17 protein-coding genes are annotated in these 15206 nt (G+C 32.5%); 15 read left to right on the top strand and 2 right to left on the bottom strand.

All coding sequences use genetic code 11. The features are described 5' to 3' along the window. The 15 genes from B0M43_RS14025 to B0M43_RS14100 all read left to right on the top strand — a co-directional run bounded on the left by B0M43_RS14025 (position 1) and on the right by B0M43_RS14100 (position 13247). Positions 1–666, top strand: a complete 666-nt coding sequence (locus B0M43_RS14025; RefSeq protein WP_078008787.1) for an HAD family hydrolase — start codon at positions 1–3, stop codon at positions 664–666. 2 nt (positions 667–668) lie between these two features. Then, a complete protein-coding gene (locus tag B0M43_RS14030; protein ID WP_078008785.1) occupies positions 669–1475 on the top strand; it encodes a phosphoribosyltransferase family protein in 807 nt (268 codons plus the stop codon). 4 nt (positions 1476–1479) lie between these two features. Next, on the top strand, positions 1480–2034 hold the full coding sequence (locus tag B0M43_RS14035) for a TerD family protein (protein ID WP_078008783.1): 555 nt from the start codon (positions 1480–1482) through the stop codon (positions 2032–2034). Positions 2035–2037: 3 nt separating this feature from the next. Next, complete coding sequence (locus B0M43_RS14040) at positions 2038–2646, top strand: TerD family protein (protein ID WP_078008781.1); 609 nt, start codon at positions 2038–2040, stop codon at positions 2644–2646. Between the two features lie 6 nt (positions 2647–2652). Next, a complete protein-coding gene (locus tag B0M43_RS14045; protein ID WP_078008775.1) occupies positions 2653–3741 on the top strand; it encodes a toxic anion resistance protein in 1089 nt (362 codons plus the stop codon). Positions 3742–3762: 21 nt separating this feature from the next. Further along, positions 3763–4728, top strand: a complete 966-nt coding sequence (locus tag B0M43_RS14050) for a hypothetical protein (RefSeq protein WP_078008774.1) — start codon at positions 3763–3765, stop codon at positions 4726–4728. A 10-nt stretch (positions 4729–4738) separates the two neighbouring features. After that, positions 4739–5290 (top strand): TerD family protein, encoded by a 552-nt coding sequence (locus B0M43_RS14055; protein ID WP_078008772.1) that lies wholly within the window; start codon positions 4739–4741, stop codon positions 5288–5290. Positions 5291–5312: 22 nt separating this feature from the next. Then, positions 5313–5972, top strand: coding sequence for a TerD family protein (locus B0M43_RS14060; RefSeq protein WP_078008771.1), 660 nt, complete (start codon positions 5313–5315; stop codon positions 5970–5972). A gap of 96 nt (positions 5973–6068) precedes the next feature. After that, positions 6069–6707: a VWA domain-containing protein gene (locus B0M43_RS14065; protein WP_078008769.1), complete on the top strand. Its 639-nt coding sequence runs from the start codon at positions 6069–6071 to the stop codon at positions 6705–6707. A gap of 153 nt (positions 6708–6860) precedes the next feature. Next, on the top strand, positions 6861–7496 hold the full coding sequence (locus B0M43_RS14070) for a VWA domain-containing protein (RefSeq protein ID WP_078008768.1): 636 nt from the start codon (positions 6861–6863) through the stop codon (positions 7494–7496). A gap of 1 nt (position 7497) precedes the next feature. Then, complete coding sequence (locus B0M43_RS14075) at positions 7498–7986, top strand: hypothetical protein (protein ID WP_123921851.1); 489 nt, start codon at positions 7498–7500, stop codon at positions 7984–7986. Between the two features lie 252 nt (positions 7987–8238). Continuing rightward, on the top strand, positions 8239–9291 hold the full coding sequence (locus B0M43_RS14085; protein WP_078008762.1) for a TerY-C metal binding domain-containing protein: 1053 nt from the start codon (positions 8239–8241) through the stop codon (positions 9289–9291). A 3-nt stretch (positions 9292–9294) separates the two neighbouring features. After that, the gene (locus B0M43_RS14090) at positions 9295–10704 is read left to right on the top strand and encodes a PP2C family serine/threonine-protein phosphatase (protein WP_078008761.1); all 1410 of its coding nucleotides are present in this window, start codon (positions 9295–9297) and stop codon (positions 10702–10704) included. A gap of 2 nt (positions 10705–10706) precedes the next feature. After that, complete coding sequence (locus tag B0M43_RS14095) at positions 10707–12218, top strand: helix-hairpin-helix domain-containing protein (protein ID WP_078008759.1); 1512 nt, start codon at positions 10707–10709, stop codon at positions 12216–12218. A gap of 30 nt (positions 12219–12248) precedes the next feature. Then, positions 12249–13247 (top strand): TerC/Alx family metal homeostasis membrane protein, encoded by a 999-nt coding sequence (locus tag B0M43_RS14100; protein ID WP_078008758.1) that lies wholly within the window; start codon positions 12249–12251, stop codon positions 13245–13247. A gap of 61 nt (positions 13248–13308) precedes the next feature. On the opposite strand, the gene B0M43_RS14105 is transcribed toward B0M43_RS14100, so the two are convergent. Beyond that, positions 13309–14559, bottom strand: a complete 1251-nt coding sequence (locus tag B0M43_RS14105; protein WP_078008756.1) for a relaxase/mobilization nuclease domain-containing protein — start codon at positions 14557–14559, stop codon at positions 13309–13311. Continuing rightward, entirely contained in the window at positions 14547–14936 is a 390-nt protein-coding gene (gene mobC / locus B0M43_RS14110; protein ID WP_371295969.1) for a plasmid mobilization relaxosome protein MobC, read from the bottom strand. The genes B0M43_RS14105 and mobC overlap by 13 nt, the downstream gene beginning before the upstream one ends. Between the last annotated feature and the right edge of the window lie 270 nt (positions 14937–15206).

Below are 15206 nucleotides of genomic sequence, written 5' to 3' on the forward strand. Positions count from 1 at the left end.
TTGAAAATAAATTACAAAAATTACAGCCATTTATCTTTTGATCTCTGGCTTACATTAATAAGGTCTAATCCTGAATTTAAGCAAAAAAGAAATTTGTTATTTAAAGATTTCTTTGAAATAAATGCTTCTATTGAAAGAGTAACTGAAGTCGTTCGTTATTATGATGTGTTGTGCAACAATATTAATGAAAAAACAGGATTAAATTTAAGTACGCACGAAATTTATTACTTAATTTTAGGTGCTCTGAAAGTTGACCTGCATGCAAATGGAGCTGACACATTACAGGATTTTTATAATGAAACAGAGATGCTGTTTTTAAATAATAAACCTGAGTTGATTTTTCCAAATATCAAACTTCAATTTGAAGAATTAGTAGCAGAAGGAAAATCAATAAATATATTGAGCAATACTGGATTTATAAAAGGAAAAAGCTTGAGAAAGCTTCTTGCGTATTATGAATTGGAGGATTCTATTTCTTTTCAGATTTATTCTGATGAAGTTGGATTTTCAAAACCAAATCTTGAGATTTTTCAATTGGTTTTTGATCAGGTAAATAACTCGAAAAAAGTTCAGAAAAGTGAGATTCTGCATATTGGTGATAACAGTATTGCAGATTATAATGGCGCAATCAATTTTGGATTTGAAGCGCATCTATTAAAAATTTAAAAGTGAATAAAAGTTTTAGCTTACATAAAATTATTGAAAAAGATAATTGTCCATTTAAAGAGAATGAATACAGTCGATTTAAATTTGGAGACAAACTCTATGCAGAAAAATTTGCAAAGGAATTATTCACTGGATTTGTCGATGAGTTTAGAGATTTGCTTCTTTCTGATGAAGAGATTGTGATTTTGCCAAGTCCCTACTTGTCGATACCAACTGCTTCTAACTTTTTATGTTATTATTTTAAAAAAGAATTAAACAGCTTTTTATTTAAAAACGGTAAGAAGGCCAGTATAGAATCTAAGATTTATAGAAATCAAACCTATGTGACGGATTATGGAAATTTAGATTTTAATGAAAGAGTGAATTTAATCTCAAATGATACTTACTATATAGATCGTAATTTTATTAATGATAAACTATGCATTTTTGTAGATGATATCAAAATAACAGGCAGTCATGAACATACAGTAAATAAGATTTTGGATCAGTATAACGTAAATGGAGATTTCATTTTTGTTTACTTCGCTGAACTTGCAAATAAAGAGATTCATCCAAAAATTGAAAATCATTACAATTATTTTGATATTAAAAATATTGAAGACATTATTTCAGTGATTAACAGTGAACATTTTCAATACAATACCAGAATCGTAAAATTCATTTTAAGCTTAAACGAAGAGGAGTTTAGTTTTTTAATAAATAGTATTTCTTCCAAAAAAAGCGATGAATTATTTCATTTGGCAATAAGCAATAATTATCACCAGATTTTAGAATATAAAACGAACATTAATGTAATAAAAATAGATTAAAACTATGGCTATCAACTTACAAAAAGGACAACGCGAGAATATTAACGCACCAAAATTTACTATTGGTTTAGGATGGGATACAAACAATAGCAGCACAGGATCAGGTTTTGATCTTGATGCTTCAGTTTTTATATTGGGTGACAATAGAAAAATTGTATCAGATGCTCATTTCGTTTTTTACAATAACCTAAAATCTCCGGATGAAGCTGTTATTCACACAGGTGATAACCTGACAGGAGACGGAGACGGAGATGATGAACAAGTAAAAATCGATTTGACGAAAATAAACCCGGCTGTAAAAGAAATTTGTATTGTAGTAACTATTCATGATGCTGTAAACAGAAAACAAAATTTCGGTCAGGTTAGAAATTCGTTTATTCGCATTATAGATGACAGCAACAATACAGAAATGGTTAAATATGAGCTTGAAGAAGACTTCTCGATAGAAACGGCGGTTGAATTTGGAAGAATTTACAATAAGGACGGCCAATGGAAATTTGAAGCAATGGGCATTGGAATGAAAGGCGGATTAGAAGATTACTTAAACAAATACAACTAAAACATGGCAATTAATTTAGAAAAAGGACAACGTATAAATCTTGAAAAAAGTAATGGATCGAAATTGCAAAACATTTGTGTTGGTGTAAACTGGGGAGCAATTGAGAAAAAAGGACTTTTTGGTACCAAAAAAGAACCAGTAGATTTAGATGCAAGTTGTGCGATTTATGATGACAAAAAAAATCATATTGATTCAGTAAACTTTAGAAAATTAATTTCGAATGATCGTGCTATTAAACATAGTGGCGATGATTTGACAGGAGATTTAAATGGAGATGACGGTTTAGACAATGAAGTGATCACATTAGATTTTTCACAATTAACACCGGCAGCAAATCATGTTGCATTTTTTATAAACAGTTTTAGAGGACAGGATTTTAAAGATATTCCTTTTGCTTCTATACGTATCTATGAAGGAACTCCCACAAGAGTTAGTCAGGAATTTGCCCGTTTTGATATCGCAAATGATGCTAGTTTTGCCGGAAATGTTTCTATGGTTTTAGGCGTGTTTTATAAAAGAAACGACGAATGGAAATTTAGTGCAGTTGGGGTTCCAACAAGTGATAAAAAGTTAGAGCAGACTATCGTTACAATTCAACAAAATCATCTATAAACTAAAATGGAAGAAAACCAATTAGCTACTCAGGAAAATACCGCCTTGATTGACAAAGATGGTAATGTGAATTTAACTTCAATCTCAGAAGCTGAAGTAAATAATTTCAAATCTATTTCGAATCAGTTAAATGAAAATGATGTGAATTCGATTCTGAATTATGGAGCCGAAATTCAAAATTCGATAGCCAAACAAAGTGATACTTTCTTAACGAATGTGAGAACGTATAATTCTGGCGAAGTAGGAACTTTGATTACTGATTTACTGACAGAATTAAATTATGTTGATGTTGATCAGCTCGATCAGGGACCGTTCAAACGCTTTTTGTCTAAGATTCCGTTGCTTAATAAATTAGTAATAGATGTAAAAAAATTATTCCAGCAATATGATAAGATTACTGTAAATATTGATAAAATCAGTAATAAAGTAAAAGCGGGAATGATCAATTCCGTAAAAGATAACAGCGCACTTCAAACCATGTTTGATGGCAATGTGAATCTTATTAAAGAAATGGAAAAACATATTATTGCAGGTCAGATCCGATTCAAAGAATTAGGAGAAGAACTTGCTGTAATGGAAGGTAATCCAACGCAATACCAGGATTACCAATTTTCAGACAAAAGAAATTTCATAAACCGTCTTGACAAACGTCTTGCTGATATGAAAATTGTTCGTTTCATAATGTTGCAATCTTTAGCACAGATACGTGTAGTTCAAAATAACAACACTTCTATTGCAGAGAAAGCGCAGTCTATTTTGACTACAACAATGCCGGTTTGGAAAAATCAGTTGACACTTGCTGTTGCGTTGCAAAGACAGAAACAAAACATTGAGGTTCAAAGAAAAGTTTCAGAAACTACCAATACCATTTTGCAGAAAAATGCAGAGATGCTAAAACAAAACAGTATTGAAGTAGCCAGAGAAAATGAAAATACAGTTGTTTCATTAGAGACGTTAAAAATGACAACAAAATCATTAATCGATACTTTGACCGAAGTAAAACAAATTCACGAACAAGGTACAGAAACCAGAAGACAGCTGGATGCAGGACTTCAAAGCCTTGAAATCGAATTGAAAAAAGGGGTTGTAAGTTAAAAAGAATAAGGAGTTAATTGAATGCAAGAGGAAGAGGAAAGGTACGTTCAAATAATAAAAGATAGTAACAGAAAGCTCGTGGTTTTAAAATTGTTATCCAATTTTTTTAACCACAAGGACTTTGTTGGCGTTTTGGTAAGAACTAAAGTAATTCATTCCCTTTTTCAGAAGAACCAGACATTAGATGTTAATAAATTAGAATTGTTTCATATTCAATTTACTAACAGTCTGATTGACCTGTTTCAAAAGATTAAAAAATCGAAAGAACAGCAATATAATCTAATCACAGATGAAATATATATCAATAATGATATCATATCGAAACTGAAGGTTGAAATAGGGGAAGAAAAATTCTCCGATCAGACAAAAGAGCATGCACAAAAGATGTCCAAAAAAATTGAACAGCTGTATCATATTTTTGCATCAGAAAGTACTAGTTTTTTTGATTGGAATGATATTATGTCATTTTCTGACGGAATTAAATCAGAATTTTATCGAGAGATAACTATTGATCAATACGAAAAGCTTACCACTGCAACAAAAAAAAATTATGAAAACAAGTATGTAAAGTTTGAAAAAAAGCTTTTAGGGAGGCTTAACATACTCAATTTTAAAATTAAATTTTTATGCGGTTTAGTCTGTAACAATGAGATTATTGAAGTTTATGAGTTTAGAGATTCTAACGATAAATTTATTTTTGTTGGAAACGAAAAATCTTTTTCTTTCATTGAAGGAGATAAATTAAAAGATATTGATTTCTCTAAAAACAATTCTGCAAAAGGTGAAATTATAGCACAACTTCTGGAAAAAAATGCTTTACTGGAATTAGAACTAAGTACTATTAAAACATCTCTTCCAGAAAGTGTGCAAGTAGTATTAAAAGATTATTTAAATAAAATATCATCTGTAGACTTTTTAGAGGATTTGCAAAATGTCGATGAACAGACAAATATTTTAAAATCAATGTTGAATATTAATATTAATTAAAGAAAATAAAATGGCAATTAATTTAGAAAAAGGGCAAAGACAAAGTATTAATGCACCAAAATTTACTGTTGGACTTGGTTGGGATAGTAATTCAAGTAGTACAGGGGAAGGATTTGACTTAGATGCTTCTGTTTTTTTAGTTGGTGCCAACGGAAAAATTCCAAGTGACAATCATTTCGTTTACTATAATAATTTAAAATCGCCAGATGGTGCTGTACTTCACACAGGAGATAATTTAACAGGTGCAGGAGATGGTGATGATGAAAAAATACAAATTGATTTGTCTAACATATCACCTGATGTTAATGAGATCTCATTTGTAGTGACGATTCATCATGCAGATACAAGAAGACAAAATTTTGGACAAATCAGAAATTCTTACATCAGGATCTTGGATCAAACTAATACAGAATTAGTTAAGTACGAACTTGATGAAGATTTTTCTATTGAAACTGCAGTTGAATTTGGAAGAATTTATAAAAGAAATGATGAATGGAAATTTGAGGCTGTTGGAATTGGTATGAAAGGTGGCTTACAAGATTATTTGAATAAATTTAATTAATTATTAAACCCTATTAAAAACTATGGCAATTAACCTAACGAAAGGACAGAAGATTGATTTAAGGAAATCAAGCGGTGAATCATTAACTAATTTTTGCGTTGGTGTAAACTGGGGCGCAATTGAAACAAAAGGATTTTTAGGATTATCAAAAAACGTAATCAATATTGACTTAGATTTGAGTTGCATATTAATTGATGATCAAAATAAGCTTTGTGATCATTTGTATTCTCCATTATACAGAATAGAAGTTTTACAGCAATTTGGTTTGCCAAAGGGAAAATTGTTAAGTGCTGATGGTGCCCTAAAACATACAGGAGATGATCTTGCGGGTGATACAGGTGGCGATGATGGTTTAGATAATGAAATTATTACTGTTGATCTTTCTAAAGTTGATGCCAAAGTGAATCAAATATTTTTCTTTTTAAATAATGCGGGAAAAGAAGATTTCTCTCAAATTCCTTACGCAAAAATTAGAATGTACGAAGGAACGCCAACAAAAGTAGTTTCGGAATTTGCTTCATATAACGTTTCTGCAGATTCTCAGTACGTAAACAAACGCTCTATAATCATGGGTAAATTGTACAAACGTAATGGAGAATGGAAATTCAGCGCAATCGGAGATCCAACAGATGACACATTTTTGGGACAAACTATTCATAAAATCGTTAAGTCTTACCTGTAATAGAGATCAAAAAATAACGCATCTCGGAAGTAAGCTCAAAGGAAATAATTCCAGCGAAACTCCAACTACAATATTCCTATATAAAAAAATATACCCATGAGAAGACTGCCTGTTTACTTATTACTAGACACTTCCGGATCAATGACTGGTGAGCCTATTGAGGCTGTTAAAAATGGCGTGCAAATGATGATTAGCTCATTAAGACAAAATCCGCAGGCTATTGAAACTGCTTTTCTAAGCGTTATTACTTTCGATACAACAGCGCAACAAATCATTCCATTAACGGATTTGGCCTCTTTTCAAATGATTGATCTTAAAGCAACCGGGGTAACAGCTCTAGGAGAAGGATTGACATTAGTAGCTCATAAAATAGAAACTGAAGTTGCTAAAACAACAACAGAACAAAAAGGAGATTGGAAACCATTAGTCTTTATAATGACTGATGGAATTCCTACCGATAATTGGGAAAGAGGTTTGGAAGAATTTAAAAGAGCAAAAATTGCATTTACAGTTGCATGTGCAGCAGGCGGCGGAGCAGATGCTGCTATTTTGAAAAGGATCACAGATAATGTAGTAAGCCTTGATACCGCTGATAGTGCTAGTATAGGAAAGTTTTTTCAATGGGTTACCGCTTCGATTGGAGTATCTTCAACAAAAGTGGAAGATTATGGTAAGGAACTTACAAATTTAAAAGAATTACCTCCGCCTCCGTCTGAATTAAACATTGTAGTTTAGAATTCAGTAAGGCAGAGTTTATATATGCCATTTTATTAGATTGACTTTTTTTGTATTGCCTCTTTTAGAGAAGTTGTACCAATTGAGAATGCCTATGAATTTCAAAACTAATTTTATAGTCAAGTAATTCTATTATTAAATCATTTTAAAGTTATGAGAAGACTACCCGTTTATTTTTTGTTGGATACATCAGGTTCTATGTATGGAGAGCCAATTCAGGCTTTAAATAATGCTTTAAGTGGCATGATTAATACATTACGTTCAGATGCTCAGGCGTTAGATTCGCTGTGGATCAGTATAATAACTTATGATCGTGAAGTTAAAGAAATAGTGCCATTAACGGAACTTGTAAACTTTCAGCTTCCTGAAATTACCTGTCCGCAAAGCGGTCCTACAAATACCGGAGCAGGTTTGGATTTTGTGATTCAAAAAGTAAATAAAGAGGTTATAAAAGGTTCAGCAACTCAAAAAGGCGATTGGAAACCGTTGCTTTTTGTTTTTACAGATGGTAAACCTTCCGATATTCAGTTTTACAGAGAAAAAACAAAGGAGATACGAAATCTAAATTTTGGAGCTGTTGTTGGGTGTGCAGCCGGACATATGGCAAACGATGAAATTTTAAAAGAATTAACAGATAATGTAGTGCATTTAGCTTCTGCTGATAGTTCTACATTGAAACAATTTTTTAAATGGGTTTCTGAAACGATCGAGCAAGGAAATAAAAGCCAGGGAACAGGAGAAAGCGTAACATTGCCACCTCCGCCAAGCGAAATAACAGTAGTAATTTAATATGGAAGTGCTAGGTACTCTAATATCAATTATTAGCATAATTGTTACTATAATCCACAAAGTAAATCAATCCTCATATGGTAATGATAACAGCAGAAGTTCTTACACTGACACGACTTATGAGGTTGTTCACGAATTTACATCACAAGAGAAATTAGAGAACATGAATATTGACAGTTTGAATATTTGTTATCAGACTACGGGAATTGCTGACTTCTCTATTGAAAAAGCCAGACGTGCTTTGTTGAATCATTATGTGCAAAATAATTTTTATATAGAAGATATCATTGTATGTCAAAATTGTATGTATATAAAAGTACTACATTCAATCCCGTTCAATGGAAATAATAAATGTTATGGAGCTGCCTTTTCGCTCAATTATATGACAGTAAATAATGGTGTTTCAGTTTACGGTTCAAAAAAATTAAATGCTGATGAAAAATTGGTTTTTAGTGAAATTGCAAATGAATTAATAAAAGCGGTTGCCTAATGTATATTATAAAAATTTTTATTCAGATTTTAATTGTTGGACTCTTTTTGTATTCCAAATTGCTACCGTACAAAGACAAGTTAAATACGCAGTATAGAGGCATTTTTGATTTTTTCAATAGTATTTTTTCGCCCATACTTAATTTTCTAAAAACAATGATAAAACCTTTTCAGGTTGGAGTGGGGTTAGCAGTTGATATGACACAGATTATACTTTTAATTATTTTTTTAATGTTATTAAATTTCCTTTGAAATGAGAAGATTACCCATTTATTTTTTAATCGATATCTCGGAATCAATGGTTGGAGAACCAATTCAACAAGTTGAAGAAGGATTAGCCACCATTATTCGAGCATTAAAAACAGATCCGCATGCTCTCGAAACTGTTTTTGTTTCTATTATTGTATTTGCCGGACAGCCTAAAACATTAGTTCCTTTACAGGAAATCGTGAGCTTTTATCCGCCAAAATTTCCAATTGGAAGCGGAACATCTTTAAGTAAAGGTTTAGGACATTTAATGTATGAATTAAGAACCAACATCATTAAAACAACTTATGAGGTAAAGGGCGATTGGAAACCTATCGTATTCTTATTTACAGATGGGGTTCCTACGGATGATAGTAAGACAGCAATAAATGAATGGAAACAAAACTGGCAGAGAACAGCCAATTTAATTGCAATTTCTTTCGGAAGCGAAACAGATACAAAATTATTAGGCGAGCTTACAGAAAATGTACTTCATTTTAAAAATACAAATGTACAATCATACAAAGAGTTTTTTAAATGGGTAACAGATTCTATAAAAACCAGCAGTATAAGTGTCGAAAATAATTCGAGCGGTTTCGAATTGGCAAAACTGGACGGCGAAACACTTTCTAAAATAGATTTGACTAAAGAAACTCCCAATCGTCAATATGTCGATGACAATTTTGTTGTTTTAAACGGAAAGTGTCAAAATACAAAGAGGCCATATTTAATGAAATACCGCAAGACTATTGCAGAATCTATTTATGCAGGTATCGAATTGTCGTCTAAAAATTACAAATTAGTAGGAGCTTATCAGGTTGATAATGCTTATTTTGAATTGGCAGATTCAGGAAATTTTAGCAATAAAGTAAATACAGACGAACTTATTGGCGGACCAACTTGCCCTTGTTGTGGCAATCAAATTGCTTTTGCAGTTTGTGTTTGCGGTAAAATACATTGTATTGGTGATGAGGATATAAGTACCTGTCCGTGGTGTAACAATCAGGGAAGTTATGGTTCCGGAGGTGGCGGATTTGATGTAAACAGAACCCAAGGATAATTCATGGAAGAGACTAAAAGATATATTCAGTCTTTTTTATCACAAAATAAAATTGACATTGCTTCAGATAAATCGGCTCTTTTTGCTGCCTTTGCTTGTGATGAAAAAAATGTCAATGCAGTAAAAATAATTCAGGAAAACCAAAAAAGGATCATGCAGAATTGGATATTGAAAAACAGAATTGACGATATTTTGACGCAGACTGTCTCAATACCAAACGGCACTGTAAACAAGAGTTATGAAGCAAAGATTGATTTTAATGCTTGGGGTTGGGATGATATTATTTTATATGAAATTAAAGGTTTAGAAAATACAGGTCTTGAATTTAATGAGACTGATAAATTACTTTTAGGAATTCCTAAAGTAAGCGGCGATTTAAAAATAAGAATTTCATTTAGAGTTGAAAGCGAGCAGGAAGATTCAATCTTAAATGAGAAAATACTAACACTTATTATAAATCCTGATCCAAAATCGTTGTGGAAGAACCTCGAAAGTGATAAAAATGATCCCTTTTGGAAACCGGATAACGTAGCAGTTTTAGATAAATTTCTAGATAAAAATATTGTGGTAGCTTCTAAAAGAGGAAGAAGTCATGCCAATGTAGGTTCTTTTAGAGAAGATGATTTTGCATTTAAAAATCTAAAAGAAATTGGTTGGAGTATTTTAGCCGTTTCAGATGGAGCAGGTTCTGCAAAATTATCGAGAAAAGGTTCGAACTTAGCCTGCATTTCGGTTGTTCACTATTTTGAAGAAAATTTAAATGCAGAAAATCTAAAAGAATTTGATCAGGTTTTGATAGATCATCACCATAAAGCAACTGACGAAACATCTAAAAAGATAAGTCATTTTGTATATCAGAATCTTTCGAAAGCAGCACATTTTGCACATCAACAAATTGAAGAATTTGCGATAAAGAGCGAAACAGAACTTAAAAATTTTCATGCTACGTTAATTTTTGCTCTTGTTAAAAAATATGATTTTGGATATGCTATTCTAACCTTCGGAATTGGCGATTGTCCTATTGGATTATTAAGCAAAGATCTTAACGAAATTAAATTAATGAACTGGCTCGATGTTGGAGATTTTGGCGGTGGAACTCGCTTTATTACCATGCCAGAAATTTTTCAAAGTGATAAATTCTCGACACGATTTGGTTTTAAACTGGTTGATGATTTCTCTTATTTAATGTTATTGACAGACGGAATTTACGATCCTAAATTTGTAGTTGAAGCCAATTTGGAAAGAATCGACAAATGGAATGAATTTCTCGAAGATTTAAAGGGAGAAAATGAAGATGGAATTAAAGTCAATTTTAATAAAGAAAATTCTGATATTGCAGAGCAGCTTTCTACTTGGATGGATTTTTGGAGTTCAGGAAATCACGATGACAGAACCCTTGCTATAATTTATTAATTATGAGTACGATTACAGTAAAATCAATTAATGACACTGCAAAATCATATCAATTTGTTGATAATGGCGAACCTATGCGGGGTGGTGTCAAGGATGTTTATTTTAGTCCAGATAGAAAATATGTGGTAGCTATTTTTAGAGATAAACTAGATTTCAATCAAAAAGAAAGATTACAAAGAATAACTAATAAATATTTGCCTCAAATTCAAAATGGAGAAGTTGGTGACTTTTATTTAAATGAAGTTTACAGATGGCCAACTGATGTAATTGACTATAAAGGATTAACAGGAGTTATTGTTCCAATTTACGATTCAAAGTTTTTCTTTAAAAAAGGATATGAAACCAGCGATTTAATTCAAGGTAAAGAAAAAAATGGAAAATGGTTTGCGGGCTCTAAATTTAGAAACCCAAATTTTCCGCTACGTGTAGCAAAATCTGAATTAGGAGATTGGCTGAGTTATTTTCAGGTTTGTGTTAACTTGACTCGCGGTGTAAAAAAAATGCACGCGATGGGATTAGCGCATTCTGATTTGTCATATAATAATGTCCTAATCGATCCGATTAATAAATCAGCGTGTATTATAGATTTGGACGGATTAGTGGTTCCAGGATTATTTCCGGCAGAAGTAATTGGAACTGCTGAGTTTATAGCTCCAGAAGTACTTTCGACAAAACATCTAAATAAAACAGATCCAAACAGAAAATTACCAAGCAGATTAACGGACTTGCATGCTTTACCTGTTTTAATCTATATGTTTTTACTGCACAGACATCCATTAAAAGGTGGTAAGGTGCACGATCTTGATACCGAAAAAGATGATTTGTTGTCTATGGGTGAAAAAGCAATGTTTATAGAACATCCAACTGACCCAATGAACAGACCAAAACTAAATCAGGTTTCAAAATGGGATTTGCCTTGGGCAGATATTGAAAAATTACCTTACGGAGTTACCGGGCCTTATTTAAAAACCTTATTTGATAAAGTCTTCATCGAAGGATTACACAACCCCATGCAAAGACCAAATGCCGAAGAATGGGAAATAGCATTGCTTAAAACAACGGATTTAATGCAGAAATGCCATAATACTTCCTGCGAACAAAAATGGTATGTTTTTGATAACACTAATACACCAAGATGCCCCTTTTGTAATACGGCGCATAAAGGCACGCTTCCGGTTTTAGATTTGTACTATCAGTTTAAGGAAACCGTCTGGAAACCTGAAAATCACAGATTAATGGTTTATAACGATCAATACTTGTTTCAATGGCACGTTAATCGTAATATTGCCAGAAATGAAAAACTTACGGCAGCACAAAAAGTACCCGTGGGTTATTTTACATTTTATAATGATAAATGGGTATTTGTCAATCAAAAATTATCCTCATTAAAAGATGTTACCGAAGACAAAGAAATTCCTATCGGAACAATGCTCGAACTTACAGACGGTAAAAAAATATTGCTTTCGAAAGAAGGAGGCGGTAGAGTTATAGTAGTTACAATGGCAAATAAATAATTTAAAATCTAACCTAATTAATATTTAAAAATGAATCAACACCCTATTTTTTCAGAACATCCAGGATTAATAATAGTATTTGCGGTCGCTGTAGTTATCATGCTATTATTAGATTTAGGAATTTTCAACAAGAAAAGTCATGTCGTGACTAATAAAGAAGCAGTGACATGGTCACTAGTTTGGATAAGTTTAGCAATGATTTTTAGTGGTTTGATTTATCACTTTGCAGGAGCTGCCAAATTTTATGAGTTTCAATCTGCATACTGGATTGAGAAAGCACTTTCTGTAGATAATCTTTTTGTTTTTATATTAGTTTTTAAGTTTTTTGATGTAGCAAATCAAAATAAGCATAAGGTTTTATTTTGGGGAATTATAGGAGCATTGGTTTTGAGAGCAATTTTTATATTTTCAGGAGCATTCTTAATAGAACTTACATATTTAAATAAACTTTTGAATCTTGCTGGATTAGAAGGCTTTAAATATGATATTAATCTGATAATGACTGCATTTGGATTATTTCTAGTATATGCTGGAATCAAATCTTGGTCTGCAGGTGACGATAATGATGAAGAGGATTATAACAATACAAGAGGTGCAAGATTAATAAGAAAGTTTTTTAGTGTTAGCGATAAATATGATGGAGATAAATTCTTTACAATTGAAAACGGAAAAAAATTGGCTACACCACTTTTAGTAGTTGTAGCTGTAATTGAATTTACGGATTTACTGTTTGCTGTTGATTCTATTCCTGCAATTTTTGCGATTTCAAGCGATCCATTTATCCTTTACACATCAAATATTTTTGCCATTTTAGGATTAAGAGCATTGTTCTTTTTATTAGATAATTTTATTCATTTGTTTAGTAAATTACAATATGGACTGGCAATCATTCTTTCGTTTATAGGTGTTAAAATGATTATATCTCCATTCTATCATATTGAGTCTATTTATTCTTTAATCGCTATTGGAGGTATTCTTGCTATTTCTGTATTAGCATCAGTTTTATTACCTGAGCCGAAAGAGGCATAAAAAAAGTGATTGCTTAGCAAAAAAAAGAGATAAAGTTAAGGGTGTATTGTATAATACACCCTTAACTATTTTTTATTCCTTTGTGAATTCTTTTTTTCTTTTTTTGTTTAAACTGTTTCGAAACATAGTCATTTATTTTTTCCCCACGAAGCAAGATGTCTGCAAGATTTTCTTTTGCATACTCTTTTGATTCAAGATCTTGAAAGTTTTCAGAATTTGTTGAAACAGAATTTTGATGCTTTTTTTCAAATGCAAGAATGTTCAATGCACAGCTTTCCTGAATTCCTTTTGCACTGAATTCTTTTCCCAGACTGCTTCCATTAAAAACAGATCTGGTTTTGTGGTCAACGTAAGTTACTCCGTAAATCTGTCCTTTATTACTTTTTCTGAGTATCATATGAATGCTTTCTCTTTCTAATATCTTGGATAATTTTTCTGGAGAAGTTATCATTTGATGAAATAAAGCCTGTTTTATGGCAAGTTTTAAATGTCTTTTAGACGATTCTTTCTCTGTTTCATTAGATTTAAACTTTCCTTCCAGAAATTTTAAGGTAGGTCTACTGTAGAATTCGCTGGCTTTTATCGGCACGCCTATAGGTTTTGAGTTCTGGTCAAGTATCTTGTAAAGAAGTCCGTTGTTTTTTAAAACTCTCGAATCCTCACGTCTGTCAGCATGAACATTATGGAGGTTTAAAACGGCATTGAGTTCAGGCAGGCTGGAATACTTGTAATCAAATAAAACCTTATTCAAAACTGAATTGATCGCCTTTCTGGACTCTGCTTTTCCATAATGGACTCTTCCGACATTTATTGGTTTTAAAGTGAAATCTTCTTTCTGTTTTCTTCCTTCAGCTTGTACCAGTCCGAAAAGCTCTTCAATTTCTTTTCTTGCAGGTTCTGACTTTTTAACGCCTATTAAATGCAGATCAATTCTTTTTCCATCTCTCTGAATATTGTTTTTGACAAGATGTAGATGAGGATGTCCCGCATGATTGCGCTGATAAACTAGATAAGGCTGTTTTCCAAAACCTATCTTCTCCATATAAGTGTCTGCAATTTCAATCAGCTTTTCTTTACAATGATTTTCCGAAGGATCAAAATTGAGAGATATATGAACGCTGTTCCGCTTTACATTTTCATTCAATGAAGACAATTTTAAAAAACGGTTGAGCTTCTGGGTAAAGTTTAATTTCTCTAATTCAAGAGGGTAGTTCACGACACTAATGCACTCAGTAATTCCTTCCTTAACTTTATTTTCGTTATAATTCAGAATGCTGGTTATTGAATGGCTGGTTTTTATTACTGCAACCATTGTTCCGATATTTTCTGGGTGTGACTGCTGATTGCTTCTAATTTAGAAAGTGCTTTTCTTTCCAAATCAAACAAAAACAGCTGTGTCTTAAACTCAGGAATCATTTTCAGTGAATTTACCTTTCTGGCAATTTGGTTGATGTTGTTTCCAATTGCACGGAGTTCTGAAGATAGCATAATGGTTTCTTCCATCAGGTCATCTAATGACTGGTTGCGGTACTTGGTTGTGATCGGTCTGCTGAATAAGCTTTTTCGAACGTAGTCGCTCAGTTTTCTGCACGTGCTTGCCTTGAACAGGCTTTCAATTTTTGCGTACTCTTTCTCTGTCAGGCGCAGGATAATTCTGCGTGATCTGTTTGAATTTTCTCTTTCCATCATTTTTCCTTTTCATTGTTTCAAACTCTGCTCTTTTAAGTTTCTCCACCGCCGAGTTCCGAGGCAATGGGTGGCAAGATAGGCGGTTGTCAGACAACCGTACATCTTGTCGTGAGCTTTGACGCTGACTTAAATCATCCAGGCGCTTTGATTTTTTTTTTGGGATTTGTATGTTTTGCAGGATTCGGAAGGCCGCAGACTTGACAAGACTTGCTGACGAAAATTTTTAGTAGAGATCGGTTTTCATTCGAAACGGCTAAAAAGGGCAGCCAA

The sequence above is a fragment of the Flavobacterium sp. KBS0721 genome (assembly GCF_002007065.3).
In the GTDB taxonomy this organism is placed as follows: Bacteria; Bacteroidota; Bacteroidia; order Flavobacteriales; family Flavobacteriaceae; genus Flavobacterium; species Flavobacterium piscis.